A 23,707-nucleotide genomic window follows, 5' to 3' on the forward strand; every position below is an offset into this window, starting at 1 on the left:
TATTCCACATGAGCGATCACACGTCAGTCTCGTCAGAGCGCCGGAGCGAACGGCGCGCGCACGCCTCCCAGTTCGACCTGCTGCGCGAACGCCGCTTCGCGCCGTTCTTCACGACCCAGTTTCTCGGCGCGCTGAACGACAACGTCTTCAAGATCGGCTTCACGTCGCTCGTCACCTATCACACCGCGCGGTTTTCCGGCGTCGACGCGAAGACCGCCGCGTTCCTGATCTCCGCGATCTTCATCCTGCCGTTCGTGCTGTTCTCGGCGACGTCCGGGCAGATCGCCGACAAGTACGACAAGGCGCGCCTCACGCGCTTCGTGAAGTCCTTCGAGATCGTGCTGATGCTCGTCGGCGCCGCCGGCTTCGTCACGCACGGCGCGGCGCTGCTGTACCTGTGCACGTTCATGATGGGGATGCACTCGACGCTGTTCGGGCCCGTCAAGTATTCGTACCTGCCGCAGCACCTGGGCGAGCATGAGCTGGTCGGCGGCAACGGCCTCGTCGAGATGGGCACCTTCATCGCGATCCTGATCGGCACGATCATCGGCGGCGCGGCCGCGGGGCTGGCCGGCCGCGGCGAGCTCGTGCTCGCGGTGAGCTGCGTCGCGATCGCGCTCGCGGGGCGCATCGTCGCGCAGCGGGTGCCGCCGACGCCCGCGCCGCAGCCCGATCTCGCGATCAACTGGAACCCGGTCAGCGAAACGTGGCGCAACCTCGGGCTCGCGCGCCAGAACCGCACCGTGTTCCTGAGCCTGCTCGGCATCTCGTGGCTGTGGTTCGTCGGCGCGACGTTCCTCACGTCGTTCTTCAATTTCGCGAAGGACGTGTTGTCCGCGAGCCCCGACGTCGTCACGATCCTGCTCGCGACGTTCTCGGTCGGCATCGGCATCGGCTCGCTGCTGTGCGAGCGGCTGTCGCAGCGGCGCGTCGAGATCGGCCTCGTGCCGCTCGGCTCGATCGGCATCAGCGCGTTCGCGATCGAGCTGTATTTCGCGAGCCACGCGCTGCCCGCGCCCGGGCACCTGCTGTCGGTCGGCGAATTCCTGGCCGGCGCGCGCCACTGGCGCATCCTCGCCGACCTGTTCCTGCTCGCGATGTTCGGCGGCTTCTACAGCGTGCCGCTGTACGCGCTGATCCAGAGCCGCAGCGCGCCGACGCACCGCGCGCGGATCATCGCCGCGAACAACATCCTCAACGCGCTGTTCATGATCGTGTCGGCGGTGATGGCGATGGCGCTGACCAAGGCGGGCGTCAGCATCCCGGGCATCTTCCTCGTCACCGCGCTGCTCAACGTCGCGGTCGCGGCCTACATCTACCTGCTCGTGCCCGAATTCCTGCTGCGCTTCGTCGCGTGGGTGCTCGTGCATACGTTCTACCGGATCCGGCTCGTGCATGCGGAGCGGATTCCTGAGGAAGGGGCGGCGGTGCTCGTCTGCAATCACGTCAGCTATGTCGACGCGCTGGTGCTCGCGGCAGCGAGCCCGCGTCCGATCCGCTTCGTGATGGATCACCGGATCTTCAGGACGCCGTTCGCGAGCTGGGTGTTCCGGCACGCGAAGGCGATCCCGATCGCGCCGCGCCACGAGGATCCCGAGATGCTCGCGCGCGCGTACGACGCGTGCGTGGCCGCGCTGCAGGAAGGGGAACTCGTATGCATCTTCCCCGAGGGCAAGCTGACGAAGACGGGCGACATCAACACGTTCCATCACGGCGTGACGGAGATCCTCCGCCGTACGCAGGCGCCGGTGATTCCGATGGCGCTGCGCGGCCTGTGGGGCAGCGTGTTCTCGCGGCACGCGGATGCGCGCTGGCCGCGGCCCGTGAAGCGCGGCGTGATGAGCCGGCTGACGCTGGCGGTCGGCGAGCCGATGCCGGCGGCGCTCGCGACGCCGGAGGCGCTGCAGGCCGCGGTGGCCGAATTGCGCGGCGCGCGCAAGTAGCGGCGGGCAGGGCGGGGCCGCATCGCGCGGCCCGCGCCGCCGGGACGGCTGGCATAATGTAGGTCTTTCTATATTTCACGACTGGCAAGATATAGGTCTGTCTATATTTCGACAAACCGCTTGCCTATCTCTCTTTGGGCGGTTCCACCATGTCCGGCAATACTCTCGGCACGCTTTTCACTGTCACGACCTTCGGCGAGTCGCACGGTCCCGCGATCGGCTGCGTGATCGACGGCTGCCCGCCGGGCATGGGGCTGACCGAGGCCGACGTCCAGCAGGAGCTCGACCGCCGCAAGCCGGGCACGTCGCGGCATGTCACGCAGCGGCAGGAGGCCGACGAGGTCGAGATCCTGTCGGGCGTCTTCGAAGGCGTCACGACCGGCGCGCCGATCGCGCTCCTGATCCGCAACACCGACCAGCGCAGCAAGGACTACGGCAACATCGTCGAGACGTTCCGGCCAGGGCATGCCGACTACACGTACTGGCAGAAATACGGAATCCGCGACTATCGCGGCGGCGGCCGCTCGTCCGCCCGGCTGACCGCGCCGATCGTCGGCGCGGGCGCGGTCGCGAAGAAGTGGCTGCGCGAGCGGTTCGGCGTCGAGGTGCGCGGCTGCATGAGCGCGCTCGGCGAGATCGACGTGCCGTTCGTCGACTGGTCGCACGTGAGCGAGAACCCGTTCTTCGCGCCGAACGCCGACGTCGTGCCGCAGCTCGAGGCGTACATGGATGCGCTGCGCAAGGACGGCGACTCGATCGGCGCGCGCATCGACGTCGTCGCATCCGGCGTGCCGGTCGGCTGGGGCGAGCCGGTGTTCGACCGTCTCGACGCGGACATCGCGAAGGCGATGATGAGCATCAACGCGGTGAAGGGCGTCGAAATCGGCGCGGGTTTCGAGAGCGTCGCGCAGCGTGGTTCCGTACACGGCGACGAGCTGACGCCGGACGGCTTCGTCGGCAATCATGCGGGCGGCGTGCTCGGCGGCATCTCGACTGGGCAGGACATTACGGTGTCGATCGCGATCAAGCCGACGTCGAGCATCCGTACGCCGCGCCGGTCGATCACGAAGGCAGGCGAGCCCGCGATGGTGGAAACGTTCGGGCGTCATGATCCGTGCGTCGGCATCCGTGCGACGCCGATCGCGGAATCGATGCTCGCGCTGGTGCTGATCGATCATGCGCTGCGCCATCGCGCGCAATGCGGCGACGTCGAAACGCAAACGCCGAAGATCGCCGGCAGCGCGACCTGATACGACTCGGGGCCGCTGCGCAGAAGGCCGGCCGTCGAATCCATGTAAAACGGGGTGCTGCGTTGAGCAGCACCCCGTTTCGTTTGAGCGGCGAAAAAAACGCCGCTCGAGGCGGCGCTTTCCGGCGCGTCACATGTTCGGGTAGTTCGGCCCGCCGCCGCCTTCGGGCGTGACCCACACGATGTTCTGCGTCGGGTCCTTGATGTCGCAGGTCTTGCAGTGCACGCAGTTCTGCGCGTTGATCACGAGCCGATCGCTGCCGTCGTCGTTCTTCACGAACTCGTACACTGCCGCCGGGCAGAACCGCGCCTCCGGCCCCGCGTACGTGCGCAGGTTCACGTTCACCGGCACGTTCGCATCCTTCAGCGTCAGGTGCGCCGGCTGGTTCTCCTCGTGGTTCGTGTTCGAGATGAACACCGACGACAGCCGGTCGAACGTCAGCTTGCCGTCCGGCTTCGGATACTCGATCGGCTCGCACTGCGACGCCGGCTTCAGCATCTCGTGGTCCGCATGCTTGTGATGCAGCGTCCACGGCACGTTGCCGCCCATCACCTTCTGCTCGAGGCCGACCATCAGCGTGCCGAGGTACAGCCCCTTCGCCATCCACTGCTTGAAGTTGCGCGCGCGATACAGCTCGGTGTACAGCCACGACTGCTTGAAGGCGTCCGGATACGCATTCAGTTCGTCCGCCTGACGGCCGGCCTGCACCGCATCGAACGCAGCGTCGGCCGCCAGCATCCCGGTCTTGATCGCCGCGTGGCTGCCCTTGATCCGCGACGCGTTCAGGAAGCCCGCGTCGTCGCCGATCAGCGCGCCGCCCGGGAACACCGTCTTCGGCAGCGACATCAGCCCGCCCGCGGTGATCGCGCGCGCGCCGTACGACACGCGCTTGCCGCCTTCGAGGAACGCGCGGATCGACGGATGCGTCTTGTAGCGCTGGAATTCCTCGAACGGCGACAGGTACGGGTTCGTGTAGCCGAGGCCGACCACGAAGCCGACCACGACCTGGTTATTGTCCATGTGGTACAGGAACGAGCCGCCGTAGGTGTCGGACTTCAGCGGCCAGCCGGCCGTGTGGATCACGAGGCCCGGCTTGTGCTTGGCCGGATCGATTTCCCACAGCTCCTTGATGCCGATCCCGTACGCCTGCGGATCGGCGTTCGCGTCCAGCTTGAACTTCGCGATCAACTGGCGGCCGAGATGGCCGCGGCAGCCTTCGGCGAACAGCGTGTACTTCGCGTGCAGCTCCATGCCGAGCTGGAAGTTCTCGGTCGGCTCGTCGTCCTTGCCGATGCCCATGTTGCCGGTGGCGACGCCTTTCACGGAGCCGTCGTCGTTGTACAGGATCTCGGCGGCCGGGAAGCCCGGGAAGATCTCGACGCCCAGCGCCTCCGCCTGCTGGCCCAGCCAGCGCGTGACGTTGCCGAGCGAAATCACGTAGTTGCCGTGGTTCTTGAAGTTGTCCGGCAGCGCCCAGTTCGGCGTGGTGATCGCGCTCTTCTCGGACAGGAACAGGAAGCGGTCCTCGGTCACCTCGACGGTGAGCGGCGCGCCCCGTTCCTTCCAGTCGGGGAACAGCTCGCTGATCGCGCGCGGGTCCATCACCGCGCCCGACAGGATGTGCGCGCCGATTTCCGAGCCCTTCTCGAGCACGCAGACGCCGATCTCGGCGCCTTTTTCAGCGGCGAGCTGCTTGAGCCGGATCGCCGCGGACAGCCCGGCAGGGCCGCCGCCGACGATCACGACGTCGTATTCCATCGATTCGCGCGGGCCGTATTGCTCGATGAGGCTTGCGGGGGTCATTGGCGTTCCTCTAACCGTTAGAATGCTTTTATTCGGGAGCGTATTGTCTGCGAAACGAAACGCTTGCCGCAACAGCAGGGGGATAGATTAGCACGATCGTTCTATTTTTGTGCTAGGGTAACGCCGCATGGCGTCTGGCCGTCCGCGGCGGAGAAACGACATCGAAAGGGGTGCGCAATGGGTCGGTCGATCAATCTGGAAGGCAAGGTCGCGCTGGTAACGGGCGCTTCGAGCGGGCTCGGCCAGCGCTTTGCACAGGTGCTGTCGCAGGCGGGCGCGAAGGTCGTGCTCGCGAGCCGGCGCGTCGAGCGGCTCAAGGAGCTGCGCGCGGAGATCGAGGCGGCGGGCGGCGCGGCGCACGTGGTGTCGCTCGACGTCACCGATGTCCAGAGCATCAAGGCAGCCGTCGCGCATGCCGAAACGGAAGCCGGCACCATCGATATCCTCGTCAACAATTCGGGTGTGTCGACGATGCAGAAGCTCGTCGACGTGACACCCAGCGAATTCGAGTTCGTGTTCGACACGAACACGCGCGGCGCGTTTTTCGTCGCGCAGGAAGTCGCGAAGCGGATGATGATGCGCACCAACGGCAACGGCAAGCCGCCTTACCGGATCATCAACATCGCATCGGTGGCCGGCCTGCGCGTGTTCTCGCAGATCGGCCTGTACGCGATGAGCAAGGCCGCGGTCGTGCACATGACGCGCGCGATGGCGCTCGAATGGGGGCGTCACGGCATCAACGTCAACGCGATCTGCCCGGGCTATATCGATACGGAAATCAATCACTACCTGTGGGAAACCGAGCAGGGCCAGAAGCTGCAGTCGATGCTGCCGCGCCGGCGCGTCGGCAAGCCGCAGGACCTTGACGGGCTGCTGCTGCTGCTCGCGGCCGACGAGTCGCAGTTCATCAACGGCTCGATCATCTCCGCCGACGACGGCTTCGGCCTCGCGTGACCGGACGATTCACAGCAACAGCAACACTCAGCAACAAAGATGACTGCAATGAGCGATTACTCTCCTGTTTTCGAGATGTCGATGCCGATCCGCTGGGGCGACATGGACGCGTTCGGACACGTGAACAACACGGTCTATTTCCGCTACATGGAGCAGGCGCGGATTTCCTGGTTCGAGACGCTCGGCGTCGCCGGCGGCAACGGCGAAACGCAGGGGCCGGTCATCGTGACCGCGTCGATGGAATTCCTCAAGCAGTTGCATTACCCGGGCGACGTGATCGCGAAGATGTCGGCCGCGAAGCCGGGGCGCAGCAGCTTCGACACCGGCTTCGAGCTGACCCGCGCCGATGATCCGCACCACGTCTACGCGCGCGGCGCCGCGCGCTGCGTGTGGGTCGACTATGCGCTCGGCAAGTCGGTGCCGCTGCCGCAACTGCTGCGCGACACGATCGAGCGCGCGCTCGCCGCCAGGATCGGCTGAAGTCCGGGCGCGACCGCCGTTGCGTCGCGCCGCTCAATGGCCGAGCAGACGCTGCAGCAGCTCGGCCGTATTCCCCGTCCCGTACTTGCGCATCAGCCGCGCGCGATAGATGTCGACCGTGCGCGAGCTGATGTCGAGCACCCGGCCGATCTGCTTGCTCGTCTTGCCGGTCGCGAGCTGTGCGGCGATCTCGCGCTCTCGCGGCGTCAGCGCGACGGCCACCGGACGGGTCGCGCTCAGGTCCTCGAACGTCCAGACGCCGGCCGCGAGCGGCGCGGTGCGATCGAGCGCGCGGCCCGTCACGTGGCACCAGAACAGCTCGCCATCGGCGCGCTTCATGATCCGGTCGTCCGCATAGCTGCCGTTCACGACCATCACCCGCGAAATGCGCTCGCCGATCCGCTGGAATTCGTCCGGCGACGGGTAGAGCACCTCGTACGATTTCCCGATCAGGTCGGCGCGCGCGCAGCGGAAGATCGCCGCGACCGCGTCGTTGCAATCCTCGATCACGCGGTCGCGCGACATGACGAGGCCGATCGGCGCGAGATGGAAGGCGGTCTGGTAGTCGAGGGCGGGCATGGAAGCGGGCGAGCGATGGCAAATGCTTATGTATTTTTGCGTATTGTGCCGCATCCGCGCCGCATCGTACCCTTTCAGGCATCTCGCGGCGCTTGCCGCGGCACAAGAAGAAGCGCGTCGTCGCGGCAGGTGTTGCCGCGCATGCATAGAATGATGCGGCGGGCCCGCGAGCCACGCCGGCGCGCGAACCCGGTTTCGCTGGTTTCCATAGAGGAAGGGACATACAGATGAATAAAGTCTATCCAAGCGCGGCGGCCGCGCTGGAAGGGATCGTCCACGACGGACAGACCTTCGCGGTGGGCGGCTTCGGCCTGTGCGGCATTCCCGAGGCGCTGATCGGCGCGTTGCGCGATTCGGGCGTCAAGGGCATCACCTGCATCAGCAACAACGCGGGCGTCGACGGCTTCGGTCTCGGCCTGCTGCTCGAAACGCGCCAGATCAGGAAGATGATCTCGTCGTATGTCGGCGAGAACAAGGAATTCGAGCGCCAGTACCTGGCGGGCGAGCTGGAGCTGGAATTCACGCCGCAGGGCACGCTCGCCGAGAAGCTGCGCGCGGGCGGCGCCGGCATCCCAGCGTTCTTCACCAATACCGGCTACGGCACCGTGATCGCGGAAGGCAAGGAAACGCGCCAGTTCGGCGACCGCCACTACGTGCTCGAGCCGTCGCTGACGGCCGACGTCGCGCTCGTGAAGGCGTGGAAGGCCGACAAGTCGGGCAACCTGATCTATCGCCGCACGGCGCGCAACTTCAATCCGATGTGCGCGATGGCGGGCCGGATCACCGTCGCCGAGGTCGAGGAGATCGTCGAGAACGGCGAGCTCGATCCCGACCAGATCCACACGCCGGGGATTTTCGTGCAGCGGCTCGTGCTGAACGCGACGCCCGAGAAACGCATCGAACAACGCGTCGTGCGCGCGAAAGGAGACTGACATGGCTTGGAATCGTGACCAGATGGCCGCGCGCGCGGCGCAGGAACTGCAGGACGGCTTCTACGTGAACCTCGGCATCGGCCTGCCGACGCTCGTCGCGAACCACGTGCCGGAAGGCGTCGAAGTCTGGCTGCAGTCGGAGAACGGCCTGCTCGGCATCGGCCCGTCGCCGACCGAGGACGAAGTCGACGCCGACCTGATCAACGCCGGCAAGCAGACCGTCACGACGCTGCCGGGCTCGTCGATCTTCTCGTCCGCCGATTCGTTCGCGATGATCCGCGGCGGCCACATCAACCTCGCGATCCTCGGCGCGATGCAGGTCAGCAAGCAGGGCGACCTCGCGAACTGGATGATCCCCGGCAAGATGATCAAGGGGATGGGCGGCGCGATGGATCTCGTCGCCGGCGTGAAGCGCGTCGTCGTGCTGATGGAGCACGTCGCGAAGGGCGACCAGCACAAGATCCTCGAGGAGTGCACCCTGCCGCTGACGGGCGTCGGCGTGGTCGACCTGATCATCACCGATCTCGGCGTGATCGAAGTGACGCCGGCTGGCCTCAAGGTGATCGAGCTCGCCAACGGTGTCAGCGTCGACGAGATCCAGGCGAAGACCGGCGCACCGCTCGACGTGAGCGCGGTCGCGTAAGCGCGTCCGCCGCACCCTTCGGCGCCCCGCATTCCCGACGGAATGCGGGGCGCTTGTCATTCGGGCGCCGCGAATGAGCGGCCCACCGGCCGCGGCGCGCGTCACGCAATCGTGCCGCCGCCGTCGACCAGCACGGTCGAGCCGGTTGCGTAGGGCGTCGTCGCCAGATAGACGATCGCGTTCGCGACGTCCTCGGGCTGGCCGACGCGGCGGGCGGGCAGGCGTTGCGCGGCGTTCGCGAACAGTGCGTCGCGCGCGTCGGGGGCGAGCTTGTCCCACAGCGGCGTCGCGATCAGGCCCGGCGACACGGTATTCACGCGCACCGGCGCCAGTTCGAGCGCGAGGCCGCGGGCGAGCGCCTCGAGCGCCGCGTTGATCGCGCCCTGCAGCACGGACGACGCGCTCGGCCTTGCGCTAAGGAAACCCGACACGAAAGTCAGCGAGCCGCCCGGCGCGACGTCGATCGCGCGTGCGACGCGATACGCGCCCCAGAACTTGCTGTTCATCGCGGCTTGCGCGTCGTCGAACGGCAGCGACCGGACCGGGCCGGAGGCCGTCCGGGCGGCGGAGATCACGACGTGGTCGAACTGGCCGGCCCGCGCGCAGAACGCGTCGACGGCCGCGGTATCGGTGACGTCCAGCGTTTCGCGGCGCACCGGGCTGCCGGGCGAAGCCGCGACGACGGTCGCCTTGTGCGGGTCGCGCGACGCGATCGTCACGGTCGCGCCGCGTTGCGCGAAGGCTTGCGCGGCGGCGGCGCCGATGCCGGAGCTGCCGCCGACGACGAGGACTGTCCTGCCATTGAGTGAATCGTTCATGATGGTCGGTTCGGATGAGAAAGGGCGGTCGCTCAGATCGTTTCGGTTTCGCGCAGCGTCGACGGGCTGCTCAGCGCGTAGCGCGCGATGTCGTCCTTGCGCATGAAGGCCACGCCCGGATGCGACCGTGCGTAGCGCAGGAACGCGTCCCACGCGCGCACCATCTGCGGCGTGCCGCTGATCCGGTCGTGCGCGCTGATCGACATCAGCCGGCGCCGTTGCCCGGCTTCCGCGTACAACTGGTCGAAATCGAGCTTGATCTGTTCGACGAACATCGACGGCGAATAATTGCGGCCCTCGATCAGCAGGATGTCGTTGTTGCGCAGCGTGTACGGCACGACCACGAAGTCGCGTCCGTTGACCGCCTCGATGAACGGCTCGTCGCGGCTGACGTCGTCGATGTGATAGACGTAGCCGAGTTCCTGCAGCAGCGACAGCGTGTTCGGGCCGCGCCGCAGCCAGTTGCAGTTGTAGCCGATCGGCCGCTGGCCGGTCGCGGCTTCCACCATGTCGCGGGCGTCGAGCAGGAAGCGCCGTTCGTCGTCGCGGCTCATCGCGAATTGCGAGCGCCAGCTCGGCCCGTGCGCCGAGGCCTCGTGACCGCGCGCGACGATCTCGCGGGCCAGCTCCGGGCGATGCCGGACCGCCTCGCCGATCATGTGCGACGTGACCTTGACGTCGTGCCGGTCCCACAAGTCGAGCAGGCGCGGGATGCCTTCGCGGTAGCCGTACGCGAACCAGGTGCCGGACGCGAGGTCGGCGGGCACGGACGGCGGGAACGCGACGGGCGGAAACGGGCTGTCCGCGCCCTTGGGCGGCTGGCCGCCCGCTTCGAACTGCATCGAGATCGAGATCACGAGGCGGATGCCGTCGGGCCAGGACGGTCCCGCGCCGTGCGGCGCGGCAGGGGCCGTGCCGGCGGTCGCGGCGCCGGCCGTCGTGGCGGCCGCGCCGAGCGCGAGGCCGGCGGCCAGTCCCGCGCCGGCGCCTGCCTGTGCGAGAAACGTGCGTCGTCCGGGGCGCATGGAGGGATCGATGGGCGTCATCGCGGCATCCTCAGTTGGCGAGGCCAAGCTGGCGCATCAGCGTCAGGTTGTCCTCGATGTGCCAGTTGTCGGCGATGCGGCCGTCCGCGATCCGGTAGATGTCGGTCGCGATGAAGTCGACCGGCTGGCCGTGCCCGGCGGTGCCGTCGAAGGTCCCCGTGAAGTGCCCGCGAAAATGCAGGTGAACGACGACGCGATCGCCGGCCACGATCATCTGCTCGATCTCGCAACGCAGGTCCGGCACCGCCGCGCGCATCGTGCGGGAGGCGGCGAGCGGGCCCGGCAGCCCCTGGGCGCGTCCGGCAGGCAGCGTGCGGTCGGTGAAATCGGGGGCGAGCGCCGCGCGGGCGAGCGCTGCGTCGCCGGTGTTCCAGAACGTGCCGTAGCGGCGCGCGGCGAGAACCTGCGCGCTTGCCTGCGCGGCGGACTGGCCGGCGGCGACCGTCAGGTCGCGCGGTGTGACGAGTTCCTCGGCTTGCGCAGCCGTGGGCGGCAGCGCGGCCGCGACCAGCGCGGCGGCGAGCAGGCGGACGGTCGGGCGGAAAAGGGCGGACATCGGATTCTCCTGTTCGTGAAGAGGCGTCGGGTCAACGCGTGATGTACATGGTAAGTTTCCGTTTTTGACGTAAATACGGGCTGATCGCGAATGGATTATTCGAAAATTGGAAAGGTGAGCGACATGCGAGGGAAGCGGTGCTGATCGACGACCTGCCGGCGCTCGAAACCTTCGCGCGCATCGTGTCGGCGGGCAGCCTGTCGGCGGCCGCGCGAGAACTCGACCTGTCGCTGTCGGTGGTCAGCAAGCGGCTCGCGCACCTCGAGTCGCGGCTCGGCGTGCGCCTGCTGCACCGCACGACGCGGCAGCAGACGCTGACCGACGAAGGCGCGCAGTTCCACGCGCAGGTGCTGCGCATCCTGGCCGAAATCGAGCAGGCCGAAGTGCTGATGCAGGATCGGCGCGGCACGGTGAGCGGCCTGCTGCGCGTGACGGCGCCGGGCGAGCTCGGCCGCCTGCGGCTTGCGCCGCTCGTCGCTGAATTTCAGCGGCGGCATCCGCAGGTGACGGTGCAGCTGATGCTGACCGATTCGGTCGTCGACCTGCTCGCGCACGAGATCGACGTCGCCGTGCGGATCGGCAGCCTGGCCGACTCGTCGATGATCGCGCGCGAGCTCGCGCCGAACCGCCGCGTGCTGTGCGCAGCGCCTGCGTACGTTGCCGAGCACGGCGAGCCGGCGCATCCGGGCGAACTGTGCCGGCATCGCTGCATCGTGATGGGCGAGCAGCCGCGCGCCGAATGGCGGTTCAACGGCGACGGCGGCGCGCTCGAGGTCGAGGTGACGGCCGCGCTGCTGACGAACGACGGCGGCGCGGCGCGCACGCTGGCGCTGGCGGGCGCAGGCATCGCGCTGAAGTCGATCTGGGACGTCGGGCCCGATCTCGAGGCGGGCCGGCTCGTCCGCGTACTGCCTGCGTACGCGGCGCCGGCCGCGCCGTTGCACGCCGTGTATCCGGGCGGGCGGCATCTTGCGATGCGCGTGCGCGCGTTCGTCGATTTCGTGCGGGAGCGGTTGCAGGCCGAGTGGTGCTGGGGCGACGGCTGATGCGTTGCAGGGGCACGCGTGCGCGCACGATGCGGCGGCGCCCGCCCGGCGTCGAGACGGCTCCGTGAGCGGAAGCGGTCTACAATCGATCGCACCGGGCTGCGCGCCGTTCGCGCCGCTGCACAGTGCCCGTTCGACAGGATGCCAACTATGCCAACGATTTCAGCGAACCCATTGGTACCTCGCCAGCGGCGCGTGCAGTGCGCGAGCGCTGCCGGCCTTCACCACGTCGCGTACACCGAATGGGGCGATCCCGCCAATCCGCGCGTGCTGGTCTGCGTGCACGGGCTGACCCGCTCGGGGCGCGATTTCGACCGGCTCGCCGCGGCGCTTGCCGATACGTATCGCGTCGTGTGCCCGGACGTCGTCGGACGCGGCCGCTCGGACTGGCTCGCGGATCCGCGGCTCTACGCGATTCCGCAATACGTGGCCGACATGGTTACGCTGATCGCGCGCCTCGACGTCGAATCGGTCGACTGGTTCGGCACGTCGATGGGCGGCCTGATCGGTCTCGCGCTCGCGGGGCTGCCGGGCTCGCCGGTGCGGCGGATGATCGTCAACGACGTCGGCCCGCGGATCGAGCCGGATTCGCTCACGCGCATCGGCGAATACCTCGGCGTGCAGCCGCGCTTCGCGACCGAGCAGGAAGGCATCGATTACCTGACGTCGCTGTCGCTGCCGTTCGGCGCGCTCACCGGCGACGAATGGCGCGAGATCAACGCACCGCTGCTGCGCGAGCTGCCCGAAGGTGGTTGGACGATCCGCTACGACCCGCGGATCGCGGAGCCGTTCAAGGCGACGACGCCCGAGCTGGCCGCGCTCGGCGAGGCCGCGCTGTGGCGCGCGGTCGAAACGACGGACGCGACGCTGCTCGTCGTGCGTGGCGCGGCGTCCGACTTGCTGTCGCGCGAGACGGTCGCGGAAATGACGCGGCGCGGCCGGCATGTGTCGCACGCGGAAATTGCCGGCGTCGGTCATGCGCCGGCGTTCATGAGCGCGGACCAGATCGCGCTCGCGCGCGGGTTTTTCCTCGAAGAGGGCGCATCCGCGTCATAATATGCGGTTCGGCGGCGCGGGCCGCGCTGCCGGGTGATTCATCCATTCATTCAAGCGGAACATTCCATGGCAGTTACTCGTCACCACGTCGGCGCCCGTCTTTCCGAGATCGCGATTCACAACGGCACCGTGTACCTTGCCGGCCAGATCGCCGAAGACACGACCCAGGACATCAAGGGCCAGACGCGCGAAGTGCTTGGCCACATCGACCGCCTGCTCGCGGAGGCGAACAGCGACAAGGCGCATCTGCTGTCGGTGCAGATCTATATCTCCGATCTGGCGAACTTCGCGGGCATGAACGAAGAGTGGGACGCATGGGTCGCGCCGGGCAACACGCCGCCGCGCGCCACCGTCGAGGCGAAGCTCGCGGATCCCGCGCTGCTCGTCGAAATCGTCGTCGTTGCTGCGCAGCGGAGCTGACCTGAACCGAGCGTCGTCGCTGACGACCATGCTTCACCGGGCTGCATGATGACTGTCGATACCGTTTCCGCTTCCTCCGCCGCGTCGCCGTCGTTCGATGACGTGCTCGCGTTCGTGCGCGAGCATGCGGGCGACGCGCGCCTGTCGTCGGGCGAGCTGCTCGCCGACCACGCGGCCGGCACGGCGTCGATCATGGGCAAGTTGAACGTCGATCCGCCCGCAGTGCAGGCGGCGGCGCTGTTTGCGCTGACGCCGCACCTGAACGATCCGGAGCGCGAGCTTGCCGCGCGGTTCGGCGACGAAGTCGCACGCCTCGTGTCCGACGTGCGCAAGCTGCTGCGGCTCGGCACGGTCAGCCTGCGTGTCGCCCAGAACGCGGCGCCGGAGGCCGGACGCGACGCCGCGGTCGAGCGTCGCGCGCAGATCGAGGCGCTGCGCAAGATGCTGCTCGCGTTTGCGCAGGACATCCGCGTGGTGCTGATCCGGCTCGCGTCGCGGCTGCAGTCGCTGCGCTACTACGCGGCGGCGAAGGTCGCGCCGCCGCCGGACGTCGCGCGCGAAACGCTCGAGATCTACGCGCCGCTCGCGAACCGCCTCGGCATCTGGCAGCTGAAATGGGAGCTGGAGGATCTGGCGTTCCGCTTCGAGGATCCGGTCACGTACAAGCGGATCGCGAAACTGCTCGACGAGAAGCGCGTCGAGCGCGAGGCGTATGTCGCGGAGGCGATCGGGCGTCTGCAGCGCGAGCTGGCGGCCGCGCACATCCAGGCGGAGGTGAGCGGCCGGCCGAAGCACATCTACAGCATCTGGCGCAAGATGCGCGGCAAGGAGCTCGACTTCTCCGAGCTGTACGACGTGCGCGCGTTCCGCGTGATCGTGCCGGACATCAAGGATTGCTACACGGTGCTCGGCATCGTGCATCACCTGTGGCAGCCGGTGCCGAAGGAGTTCGACGACTACATCTCGCGTCCGAAGCCGAACGGCTACAAATCGCTGCACACGGTCGTGATCGGCGACGACGGGCGCGCGTTCGAAGTGCAGATCCGCACGCACGAGATGCACAACTTCGCGGAATACGGCGTCGCCGCGCACTGGCGCTACAAGGAGGCTGGCGCGCGCGGCTACGGCGGCCAGTTCTCCGCGAGCGACAAATACGACGAGAAGATCGCCTGGCTGCGCCAGCTGCTCGCGTGGAAGGACGACGTCGAGGACGGCGGGGGCGCGGCCGGCGGCAAGGCGTGGGCGCAGCTGCGCGAGACGACGCTCGACGACGACCACATCTACGTGCTGACGCCGCAGGCGCGCGTGATCGCGCTGCCGCAGGGCGCGACGCCGGTGGATTTCGCGTATCACCTGCACAGCGAGCTGGGCCACCGCTGTCGCGGCGCGCGCGTCGACGGCGCGATGGTGCCGCTCAACACGCCGCTCGCGAACGGCCAGACGGTCGAGATCGTCGCGGTGAAGGAGGGCGGGCCGTCGCGCGACTGGCTGAATTCGCAGCTCGGCTACCTGAAGAGCCCGCGCGCGCGGCAGAAGGTGCGCGCGTGGTTCAACGCAATCGAGCACGAAGAGAACATCGCGCACGGCCGCGCGCTCGTCGAAAAGACGCTGCAGCGCGAAGGCAGGACTTCGGTCAATCTCGACAACCTGGCGGCGAAGCTCGGTTTCAAGACGCCCGAAGAGCTGTTCTCGGTCGTCGGCAAGGAGGAGTTCAGCCTGCGCAACGTCGAGCAGGCGCTGTCCGATGCGCCGCCGCCCGAGCCCGCGCCAGAGGCGCCTGCCGATTTCGAGAAGCGCAGCAGCGGCGCGAGCGTCGCGCACGGCGCGTCGACCGGCGTGCTGGTGGTCGGCGTCGATGCGCTGCTGACGCAGCTCGCGCGCTGCTGCCGGCCCGCGCCGCCCGATCCGATCAGCGGCTTCGTCACGCGCGGCAAGGGGATGTCGATCCATCGCAGCGATTGCGCGACGTTCCGCCGGATGGCGGAGCGTGCGCCGGAGCGCGTGCTGCAGACCACCTGGTCCGCCGACGTGCTGGGCGGCCGCGGCGCGTCGGTCTATCCGGTCGACCTGATGATCGAGGCGACCGACCGGCAGGGGCTGCTGCGCGACATCTCCGAAGTGTTCGCGCGCGAGAAGCTCAACGTCGTCGGCGTGAAGACGCAGACTCGCCGCAATGCGGCATTCATGCAGTTCACGGTGGAGATCTCGAACTCGGCGCAGGTGCAGCGCGCGTGCACGCTGCTCGGCGAGGTGCAGGGCGTCGTCCGGGCCGGCCGGAAGGCGTGAGGCCGGGGCCGGATCGGCATTATTTTGCTGCGGTTGCATAAAAATGCTTGCCAAATGAATTACAGCTCCATATAATCTCAGCTTCTTCAGGCTCGTAGCTCAGCTGGTTAGAGCACCACCTTGACATGGTGGGGGTCGTTGGTTCGAGTCCAATCGAGCCTACCAACGAACAGGAGCATCCGGTTTCCGGGTGTTCGAAGCAGTAAAAACTCAACGCGTACAAGGCGAATACGGTTATGACACCGCGAACGTTGACCGAAACTACTTCGGAGCGACGCTAGTCGAGGAACGTTTTCGCCCTTGCGGTTTGAGTGAAGTATCGAATGCGGCCCCTCGAAAGCGGGGCCGCATTTTTTTTGTCGCGAAAATTCCGCGCGTGACTTTCATCGCGTGCTTGGTCTGCCGCCCACTGACGGCATCACGGAGATTGCTATGGTTTCGATACGCTTGCCTGACGGCTCAGTTCGACAATACGAGCATCCGGTGACGGTCGCCGAAGTGGCGGCCTCGATTGGTCCCGGTCTCGCAAAGGCTGCGCTCGGCGGCAAGCTCGACGGCGAGCTCGTGGATACGTCCGCGGTGATCGACCGCGACGCGTCGCTCGCGATCGTCACGGACAAGGATGCCGACGGTCTCGACATCATTCGCCACTCGACGGCGCACTTGCTCGCCTATGCGGTCAAGGAGCTGTATCCGGACGCGCAGGTGACGATCGGGCCGGTGATCGACAACGGCTTCTACTACGACTTCTCGTACCACCGGCCGTTCACGCCGGAAGATCTGGAAAAGATCGAAAAGCGCATGCAGGAGATCGCGAAGAAGGACGAGCCGGTGACGCGCCGCGTCGTGTCGCGCGACGAGGCGGCGGGGTACTTCCGCAGCATCGGCGAGAAGTACAAGGCCGAGATCATCGAGTCGATTCCGCAAAGCGACGAGATCAAGCTGTATTCGCACGGCGGCTTCACGGACCTGTGCCGCGGCCCGCACGTGCCGTCGACGGGCAAGCTGAAGGTCTTCAAGCTGATGAAGGTCGCGGGCGCGTACTGGCGCGGCGACTCGAAGAACGAGCAGCTGCAGCGCATCTACGGTACGGCCTGGACGAAGAAGGAAGACCAGGACCAGTACCTGCACATGCTCGAGGAAGCGGAAAAGCGCGACCACCGCAAGCTCGGCAAGCAGCTCGACCTGTTCCACATGCAGGAAGAGTCGCCGGGCATGGTGTTCTGGCACCCGAAGGGCTGGGCGCTATGGCAGCAGGTCGAGCAGTACATGCGCCGCCGCGTGAACGAGGCCGGCTACCTCGAGATCAAGACGCCGATGATCATGGATCGCTCGCTGTGGGAGGCGTCCGGCCACTGGCAGAACTACCGCGAGAACATGTTCACGACAGAGTCGGAGAAGCGCGACTACGCGATCAAGCCGATGAACTGCCCGGGGCACGTCCAGGTGTTCAAGCACGGCCTGCGTTCGTACCGCGACCTGCCGCTGCGCTACGCCGAATTCGGCTCGTGCCACCGCAACGAGGCGTCGGGCGCGCTGCACGGCCTGATGCGCGTGCGTGGCTTCGTGCAGGACGATGCGCACATCTTCTGTACCGAAGATCAGTTCATCTCGGAATCGATCGCGTTCAACACGCTTGCGATGAGCGTGTACAAGGATTTCGGCTTCGATCACATCGACATCAAGCTGTCGCTGCGCCCTGACCAGCGCGCGGGCACGGACGAGACGTGGGATCGCGCCGAGCAGGGCCTGCGCGATGCGCTGACGGCCTGCGGCCTCGCGTGGGAAGAGCTGCCAGGCGAAGGTGCGTTCTACGGCCCGAAGATCGAGTACCACATCAAGGATGCGCTCGGCCGATCGTGGCAGTGCGGTACGCTGCAGCTCGACATGGTGCTGCCTGAGCGCCTTGGCGCCGAGTACGTCGCCGAAGACAACAGCCGCCGCCGGCCGGTGATGCTGCACCGGGCGATCGTCGGCTCGATGGAGCGTTTCCTCGGCATCCTGATCGAGCACCACGCTGGTGCAATGCCGGTCTGGCTCGCGCCGTTCCAGGCAATTGTGCTCAATATCGCCGAAAGTCAGGCCGAATATGCGCAATCTTTGGCCCAAACGTTGCAAAAACAAGGGGTTAGGGCGGCGGCCGATTTGCGCAACGAGAAGATTAGCTATAAAATACGCGAGCACACGCTGGAAAAGGTGCCTTATCTGCTCGTCGTGGGCGACAAGGAGCGTGATGCGCAAACGGTAGCCGTGCGTGCCCGTGGCGGCGTCGATCTTGGCGTGATGCCGGTCGAAGCCTTCGTTGAGCGTTTGCAGGAAGACCTGCGCTCGTTCAAGTAACCGCCCTGGCAGCGCGGCTCGTTTTTTTAATTTTTAGAGGAAACGTAACATCGCTACTGATAAGTCGTCGCATCGCATCAACGGTGAAATCACTGCGCCGGAAGTGCGTCTGGTCGGGATCGAGAACGAACCGCTCGGTATCGTAAAACTCGCTGATGCTTTCCGTAAATCGGAAGAGCTGGATGTTGACCTGGTGGAAATCGCGCCTCAAGCGGTTCCCCCGGTCTGCCGCCTGATGGATTACGGCAAGTTCAAGTATCAGGAGTCCAAGAAGCAGCACGAAGCGAAGCTGAAGCAGAAGGTCATCCAGGTCAAGGAAGTCAAGTTCCGCCCGGGTACCGATGACGGGGATTACAACGTCAAGCTCCGCAATCTCGTGCGCTTCCTCGAAGAGGGCGACAAGACGAAGATCACGTTGCGTTTCCGCGGCCGCGAAATGGCTCACCAGGAGATCGGCATGCGGATGCTCGAGCGTCTGCGCACGGATCTCGAGGAAGTCGGCCAGGTCGAGCAGATGCCGAAGATGGAAGGGCGCCAGATGATCATGGTGCTCTCGCCGAAGAAAAAGAAGTAACGGGCCCGCGCGCGTCTCGCGCAGGTTCGGAAGTGGTTCGGCGCGTGGCCCGGTCAGGGCGGCGCGCCAACAATGACGGCGGCTGCGCAAGCGGTTCGCCGTACACAAGTGGACTGGGTTTCGAAGGGCGGGTCAAGGGCGCAAGCCAACCGCACACCCATCGCCATCTAATAAACTGGAGTTGTTCGTCATGCCTAAGATGAAGACCAAGAAGAGCGCTGCAAAGCGCTTCGTGGTGCGTCCGGGCGGTACCGTCAAGCGCGGTCAAGCCTTCAAGCGCCACATCCTGACCAAGAAAACCACGAAGAACAAGCGTCACCTGCGCGGCGCCACGGCAGTTCATGATTCCGATCTGAACTCCGTCCGCGCGATGCTCCCGTTCGCGTAACCCCTCAACTGATACTCTAAGGAGAGAAACATGCCTCGAGTCAAACGTGGGGTAACCGCACGGGCCCGCCACAAGAAGATCATCAACCTGGCCAAGGGTTATCGCGGCCGCCGCAATAACGTCTACCGCATCGCCAAGCAGGCGGTGATGCGCGCTGGCCAGTACGCGTACCGCGATCGCCGCAACAAGAAGCGTGTGTTCCGCGCACTGTGGATCACGCGTATCAACGCGGCAGTTCGCCAGCACGACATGACCTACAGCGTGTTCATCAACGGCCTGAAGAAGGCGTCGATCGAACTCGACCGTAAGGTGCTGGCCGACATGGCGGTGTTCGACAAGGCTGCTTTTGCTGCGATCGTCAAGCAGGTGAAAGCCGCCGTTGCAGCCTAATTGCGAAATTAGCACTGCGTGGTTAGTTGCAGCGATGTTCCGGTAGTCTCGGCCGCTGCAGCGAAAACGGGGCTCTTCCGAGCCCCTTTTTTGTTTGGTGGAGCGAATTCGCTCGCCAAGACCGAATGACGTTGGAAATGATGGGATCTATGGATCTGGACCAGATTGTCGCCGACGCGCAGCAGTCCTTCGAACAGGCTGCCGACATCACCACGCTCGAAAACGAGAAAGCCCGCTTCCTCGGCAAGTCGGGTGCGCTGACCGAGTTGCTGAAGGGCCTCGGCAAGCTCGATCCCGAAGCACGCAAGACCGAAGGCGCACGCATCAACGTCGCGAAGCAGCAGGTCGAAGCCGCGCTGAACGCGCGCCGTCAGGCGCTGGCCGACGCGCTGCTGAACCAGCGCCTCGCCGCCGAGTCGATCGACGTCACGCTGCCGGGCCGCGGCGCCGGTGCAGGCAGCCTGCACCCCGTGATGCGCACGTGGGAGCGTGTCGAACAGATTTTCCGCACGATCGGCTTCGACGTGGCCGACGGTCCCGAGATCGAGACCGACTGGTTCAACTTCACGTCGCTGAACAGCCCGGAGAACCATCCGGCGCGTTCGATGCAGGATACGTTCTACGTCGACGGCAAGGATGCCGACGGCCGTCCGCTGCTGCTGCGCACGCACACGAGCCCGATGCAGGTGCGTTATGCGCGCATGAACCGCCCGCCGATCAAGGTGATCGCGCCGGGCCGCACGTATCGCGTCGACAGCGATGCGACCCACTCGCCGATGTTCAATCAGGTCGAGGGGCTTTGGATCGACGAAAACATCAGCTTCGCCGACCTCAAGGGCGTCTATACCGACTTCCTGAAGAAATTCTTCGAGCGCGACGATATCCTCGTGCGCTTCCGTCCGTCGTATTTCCCGTTCACGGAACCGTCGGCCGAGATCGACATGATGTTCGAGCACGGCAAGAACGCCGGCAAGTGGCTCGAGATCTCCGGCTCGGGGCAGGTGCATCCGACCGTGATCCGCAACATGGGCCTCGATCCCGAGCGCTACATCGGCTTCGCATTCGGCAGCGGCCTCGAGCGCCTGACGATGCTGCGCTACGGCGTGCAGGACCTGCGTCTGTTCTTCGAGAACGACCTGCGTTTCCTGCGCCAGTTCGCGTAACGCGAGCCGCTGCGCCGACTTGTGCCCGTGCGCGCTTTGCAGCGAGCCGGGCGTCGATCCAACCCGTTTCGAACGTAGACATCCATGCAATTCCCTGAATCCTGGTTGAGAACCTTTGTCGATCCGCAGCTGACCACCGATGAGCTGTCGCACGCATTGACGATGGCGGGGCTCGAAGTCGAGTCGCTGAGCAAGGCCGCGCCGCCGACGTCGAAGATCGTCGTCGGGCGGGTGCTCGAAGTCGTCAAGCATCCGGATGCGGACAAGCTCAATGTCTGCCAGGTCGACGCAGGCACGGGCGCAACGCTGAACATCGTCTGCGGCGCGCCGAACGTGGCGCCGGGCATCAAGGTGCCGGTCGCGCTCGTCGGTGCGGAGCTGCCGCCCGCCGAAGAAGGCGGCAAGCCGTTCGCGATCAAGCTGTCGAAGCTGCGCGGCGTCGAGAGCCAGGGGATGCTGTGCTCGGCGCGCGAGCTGAAGCTGTCCGAAGATCACAGCGGCCTGCTGATCCTGCCGGAAGACACGCCGGTCGGCCAGGACATCCGCGACACGCTGAACCTCGACGACACCATCTTCGAAATCAAGCTGACGCCGAACAAGGCCGACTGCCTGTCGGTGTTCGGCATCGCGCGCGAGACGGCCGCGATCACCGGTGCGCCGCTCACGCCGGTCGACATCCGTCCGGTGCACGTCGAGCTCGACGAGACGCTGCCCGTGCGGATCGCCGCGCCTGACCTGTGCGGCCGCTTCTCGGGCCGCGTGATTCGCGGCGTGAACGCGCGCGCCAAGACGCCGCAGTGGATGGTCGAGCGCCTCGAGCGCGCCGGCCAGCGCAGCGTGTCGGCGCTCGTCGACATCTCGAACTACGTGATGTTCGAGCTCGGCCGCCCGTCGCACGTGTTCGATCTCGACAAGATCCACGGCGGCATCGAGGTGCGCTGGGGCAAGCGCGGCGAGTCGCTGAAGCTGTTGAACGGCAATACGGTCGAGCTCGACGAGACGGTCGGCGTGATCGCCGACAACGTCCAGGTCGAGAGCCTCGCGGGCATCATGGGCGGCGACAGCACGGCCGTCACGCTCGACACGACCAACATCTATCTCGAAGCGGCGTTCTGGTGGCCGGACAGCATCCGCGGCCGTGCGCGCAAGTACAACTTCTCGACCGATGCGGCGCACCGCTTCGAGCGCGGTGTCGACTACGCGACGACCGTCGAGCACATCGAGCGCATCACGCAGCTGATTCTCGAAATCTGCGGCGGCAAGGCCGGCCCGGTCGACGACCAGGCCGTCAACCTGCCGCAGCGCGCGCCGGTCAAGATGCGCGTGTCGCGCGCGAACCGTATCATCGGCGTGAAGATCGATGCCGACGAGATCGCGAACATCTTCACGCGTCTCGGCCTGTCGTTCGAGCGCGACGAGGACGTGTTCTCGGTCGCGCCGCCGTCGCACCGCTTCGACATCGAGATCGAGGAAGACCTGATCGAGGAAGTGGCGCGCATTTACGGTTTCGAGAAGATTCCGGCGCGTCCGCCGGTCGCGACGAGCGAAATGCGCGCGACCAACGAGACGCAGCGTTCGATCCACGCGATTCGTCACGCGCTTGCCGCACGCGACTACGCGGAAACGGTCAACTTCAGCTTCGTCGACGCGGAGTGGGAGCGCGATTTCGCGGGCAACGACAACCCGATCCGTCTGCTGAATCCGATCGCGAGCCAATTGTCGGTGATGCGCACGACGCTGTTCGGCAGCCTGATCGCCGTGCTGCGCCACAACCTGAACCGCCGCGCGGACCGCGTGCGCGTGTTCGAGACGGGTCGCGTGTTCCTGGCCGACTCGTCGGTCACGTCGGGCGAACTGGCGGTCGCGGGCTACGCGCAGCCGAAGCGCGTCGGCGCGCTGGCCTACGGCCCGGCGCTCGACGAGCAGTGGGGCGCGCCGACCCGCGCGGTCGATTTCTTCGACGTGAAGGGCGACCTCGAGGCGCTGCTCGCGCCGACGTCCGCGCGTTTCGTGAAGGCCGAGCATCCGGCGCTTCATCCGGGCCGCAGCGCGCGCATCGAAGTCGACGGCCGGGCGGTCGGCTGGATCGGCGAGCTGCACCCGCGCCTGATGCAGAAGTACGAGCTGCCGCACGCGCCGGTGCTGTTCGAGATCGACGCCGACGCGCTGATCGCGCGTGCACTGCCGGTGCCGACCGACGTGTCGAAATTCCCGCCGGTGCGCCGCGACATCGCAGTCGTGGTCGATCAGGCGGTCGAGGTCCAGGCGCTGTTCGACGAGATGAAGAAGGCGCTGGCCGACGACGCCTGCCGATTCGTTCAGAAGGTTGTACTCTTCGACGAATTTCGTGCAAAATCAAATACTTCCGGTGGACTCGCCGCGCACGAGAAGAGCCTTGCCTTCCGCGTGACGCTGCAGGACGCGGCCGGCACGCTACAGGACGAGGTCGTCGATCAGGCGATCCAGACGCTTGTCGAGCGGATGGCTCGTGTGGGAGCGCGCTTGCGCGGCTAAGGAGCCCGGGTTGCCCGGGTGCAATATCGCCCGGGCGGACGGCTCCCCATCGTGAGTTTTGATTTAACGCGCTGTATGGCAGATATGAACGACATGACCTCGAGTGAATTCGAAGCCCTCCTGACGGCGCAACGCAGCGCCATGAACCGCGACGTTTCGGCGCCGGCGTCCACGGAGACGCCGACCCTGACGAAGGCGGAGCTGGCGGAGCTGCTGTTCGACAGCGTCGGGCTGAACAAGCGTGAAGCGAAGGACATGGTCGAGGCGTTCTTCGAAGTGATCCGCGACGCGCTCGAGAACGGCGAAAGCGTCAAGCTGTCGGGGTTCGGCAACTTCCAGCTGCGCGACAAGCCGCAGCGCCCGGGCCGCAACCCGAAGACGGGCGAGGCGATTCCGATCGCCGCGCGTCGAGTGGTCACGTTCCACGCAAGCCAGAAGCTCAAGGCACTGGTCGAAAACGGCGCGGAGCCAAGCACCGCGCGCTGACGTCTCCCGCGCGGCCGCCGCGCACCTTTACCGATGGTTG

22 protein-coding genes and 1 tRNA gene are annotated in these 23,707 nt (G+C 66.4%); 18 read left to right on the top strand and 5 right to left on the bottom strand.

What is annotated here, in order from left to right; all coding sequences use genetic code 11:
• Nucleotides 1-8 precede the first annotated feature (8 nt).
• A complete protein-coding gene (locus tag KY49_RS06030) occupies nucleotides 9-1,943 on the top strand; it encodes an MFS transporter (protein WP_042583785.1) in 1,935 nt (644 codons plus the stop codon).
• Nucleotides 1,944-2,092: 149 nt separating this feature from the next.
• On the top strand, nucleotides 2,093-3,193 hold the full coding sequence (gene aroC, locus KY49_RS06035; RefSeq protein WP_042583786.1) for a chorismate synthase: 1,101 nt from the start codon (nucleotides 2,093-2,095) through the stop codon (nucleotides 3,191-3,193).
• Nucleotides 3,194-3,322: 129 nt separating this feature from the next.
• Here the strand turns inward: aroC and KY49_RS06040 are convergent, their stop codons facing one another.
• Complete coding sequence (locus KY49_RS06040) at nucleotides 3,323-4,996, bottom strand: electron transfer flavoprotein-ubiquinone oxidoreductase (protein WP_042583787.1); 1,674 nt, start codon at nucleotides 4,994-4,996, stop codon at nucleotides 3,323-3,325.
• A 177-nt stretch (nucleotides 4,997-5,173) separates the two neighbouring features.
• Here KY49_RS06040 and KY49_RS06045 point away from each other — a divergent pair, with 177 nt between their 5' ends.
• Both KY49_RS06045 and KY49_RS06050 read left to right on the top strand, forming a co-directional pair.
• Nucleotides 5,174-5,950, top strand: coding sequence for an SDR family oxidoreductase (locus KY49_RS06045; RefSeq protein ID WP_042583788.1), 777 nt, complete (start codon nucleotides 5,174-5,176; stop codon nucleotides 5,948-5,950).
• A gap of 48 nt (nucleotides 5,951-5,998) precedes the next feature.
• Complete coding sequence (locus KY49_RS06050) at nucleotides 5,999-6,430, top strand: acyl-CoA thioesterase (RefSeq protein WP_042584580.1); 432 nt, start codon at nucleotides 5,999-6,001, stop codon at nucleotides 6,428-6,430.
• 33 nt (nucleotides 6,431-6,463) lie between these two features.
• Here the strand turns inward: KY49_RS06050 and KY49_RS06055 are convergent, their stop codons facing one another.
• On the bottom strand, nucleotides 6,464-7,009 hold the full coding sequence (locus KY49_RS06055) for a PAS and helix-turn-helix domain-containing protein (protein ID WP_042583789.1): 546 nt from the start codon (nucleotides 7,007-7,009) through the stop codon (nucleotides 6,464-6,466).
• 227 nt (nucleotides 7,010-7,236) lie between these two features.
• Between KY49_RS06055 and KY49_RS06060 the strand changes: the two genes are divergently transcribed.
• Complete coding sequence (locus KY49_RS06060; protein WP_042583790.1) at nucleotides 7,237-7,941, top strand: CoA transferase subunit A; 705 nt, start codon at nucleotides 7,237-7,239, stop codon at nucleotides 7,939-7,941.
• A gap of 1 nt (nucleotide 7,942) precedes the next feature.
• Nucleotides 7,943-8,584, top strand: a complete 642-nt coding sequence (locus tag KY49_RS06065; RefSeq protein WP_042583791.1) for a CoA transferase subunit B — start codon at nucleotides 7,943-7,945, stop codon at nucleotides 8,582-8,584.
• A gap of 101 nt (nucleotides 8,585-8,685) precedes the next feature.
• On the opposite strand, the gene KY49_RS06070 is transcribed toward KY49_RS06065, so the two are convergent.
• Genes KY49_RS06070 through KY49_RS06080 form a run of 3 tightly spaced genes read right to left on the bottom strand, consistent with a single transcriptional unit; the run spans nucleotide 8,686 to nucleotide 11,004 of the window.
• Nucleotides 8,686-9,402: an SDR family oxidoreductase gene (locus tag KY49_RS06070; RefSeq protein WP_042583792.1), complete on the bottom strand. Its 717-nt coding sequence runs from the start codon at nucleotides 9,400-9,402 to the stop codon at nucleotides 8,686-8,688.
• A 32-nt stretch (nucleotides 9,403-9,434) separates the two neighbouring features.
• On the bottom strand, nucleotides 9,435-10,448 hold the full coding sequence (locus tag KY49_RS06075; protein WP_042583793.1) for a polysaccharide deacetylase family protein: 1,014 nt from the start codon (nucleotides 10,446-10,448) through the stop codon (nucleotides 9,435-9,437).
• Nucleotides 10,449-10,458: 10 nt separating this feature from the next.
• Entirely contained in the window at nucleotides 10,459-11,004 is a 546-nt protein-coding gene (locus KY49_RS06080; RefSeq protein WP_042583794.1) for an ester cyclase, read from the bottom strand.
• A gap of 137 nt (nucleotides 11,005-11,141) precedes the next feature.
• On the opposite strand from KY49_RS06080, the gene KY49_RS06085 reads away from it, so the two are divergent.
• From KY49_RS06085 to KY49_RS06140, 12 genes are all read left to right on the top strand, one after another.
• Nucleotides 11,142-12,050, top strand: coding sequence for a LysR family transcriptional regulator (locus tag KY49_RS06085; RefSeq protein WP_042583795.1), 909 nt, complete (start codon nucleotides 11,142-11,144; stop codon nucleotides 12,048-12,050).
• A 150-nt stretch (nucleotides 12,051-12,200) separates the two neighbouring features.
• Nucleotides 12,201-13,106 carry an alpha/beta fold hydrolase gene (locus KY49_RS06090; RefSeq protein ID WP_042583796.1) on the top strand — a complete coding sequence of 302 codons (906 nt, stop codon included), beginning with the start codon at nucleotides 12,201-12,203 and terminating at the stop codon, nucleotides 13,104-13,106.
• A gap of 66 nt (nucleotides 13,107-13,172) precedes the next feature.
• Nucleotides 13,173-13,526 carry a RidA family protein gene (locus tag KY49_RS06095; RefSeq protein WP_042583797.1) on the top strand — a complete coding sequence of 118 codons (354 nt, stop codon included), beginning with the start codon at nucleotides 13,173-13,175 and terminating at the stop codon, nucleotides 13,524-13,526.
• 48 nt (nucleotides 13,527-13,574) lie between these two features.
• On the top strand, nucleotides 13,575-15,812 hold the full coding sequence (locus tag KY49_RS06100) for a RelA/SpoT family protein (RefSeq protein WP_042584581.1): 2,238 nt from the start codon (nucleotides 13,575-13,577) through the stop codon (nucleotides 15,810-15,812).
• An 88-nt stretch (nucleotides 15,813-15,900) separates the two neighbouring features.
• Nucleotides 15,901-15,977: transfer RNA gene (locus KY49_RS06105), tRNA-Val, on the top strand.
• A 267-nt stretch (nucleotides 15,978-16,244) separates the two neighbouring features.
• A complete protein-coding gene (thrS, locus tag KY49_RS06110; RefSeq protein WP_010092560.1) occupies nucleotides 16,245-18,152 on the top strand; it encodes a threonine--tRNA ligase in 1,908 nt (635 codons plus the stop codon).
• 49 nt (nucleotides 18,153-18,201) lie between these two features.
• Nucleotides 18,202-18,726 (top strand): translation initiation factor IF-3, encoded by a 525-nt coding sequence (infC, locus tag KY49_RS06115; RefSeq protein ID WP_071734130.1) that lies wholly within the window; start codon nucleotides 18,202-18,204, stop codon nucleotides 18,724-18,726.
• A gap of 190 nt (nucleotides 18,727-18,916) precedes the next feature.
• Nucleotides 18,917-19,114 (top strand): 50S ribosomal protein L35, encoded by a 198-nt coding sequence (gene rpmI, locus KY49_RS06120; protein ID WP_004191477.1) that lies wholly within the window; start codon nucleotides 18,917-18,919, stop codon nucleotides 19,112-19,114.
• A gap of 30 nt (nucleotides 19,115-19,144) precedes the next feature.
• Nucleotides 19,145-19,504, top strand: a complete 360-nt coding sequence (rplT, locus tag KY49_RS06125) for a 50S ribosomal protein L20 (RefSeq protein ID WP_004192938.1) — start codon at nucleotides 19,145-19,147, stop codon at nucleotides 19,502-19,504.
• 149 nt (nucleotides 19,505-19,653) lie between these two features.
• Nucleotides 19,654-20,667 carry a phenylalanine--tRNA ligase subunit alpha gene (pheS, locus tag KY49_RS06130; RefSeq protein ID WP_042583798.1) on the top strand — a complete coding sequence of 338 codons (1,014 nt, stop codon included), beginning with the start codon at nucleotides 19,654-19,656 and terminating at the stop codon, nucleotides 20,665-20,667.
• A gap of 84 nt (nucleotides 20,668-20,751) precedes the next feature.
• Nucleotides 20,752-23,181, top strand: a complete 2,430-nt coding sequence (pheT, locus tag KY49_RS06135; protein WP_042583799.1) for a phenylalanine--tRNA ligase subunit beta — start codon at nucleotides 20,752-20,754, stop codon at nucleotides 23,179-23,181.
• Between the two features lie 84 nt (nucleotides 23,182-23,265).
• Nucleotides 23,266-23,667, top strand: a complete 402-nt coding sequence (locus tag KY49_RS06140) for an integration host factor subunit alpha (protein WP_042583800.1) — start codon at nucleotides 23,266-23,268, stop codon at nucleotides 23,665-23,667.
• The last annotated feature ends 40 nt before the right edge of the window (nucleotides 23,668-23,707 follow it).

The sequence above is a fragment of the Burkholderia sp. MSHR3999 genome, from assembly GCF_000833595.1.
GTDB lineage: Bacteria > Pseudomonadota > Gammaproteobacteria > Burkholderiales > Burkholderiaceae > Burkholderia > Burkholderia ubonensis.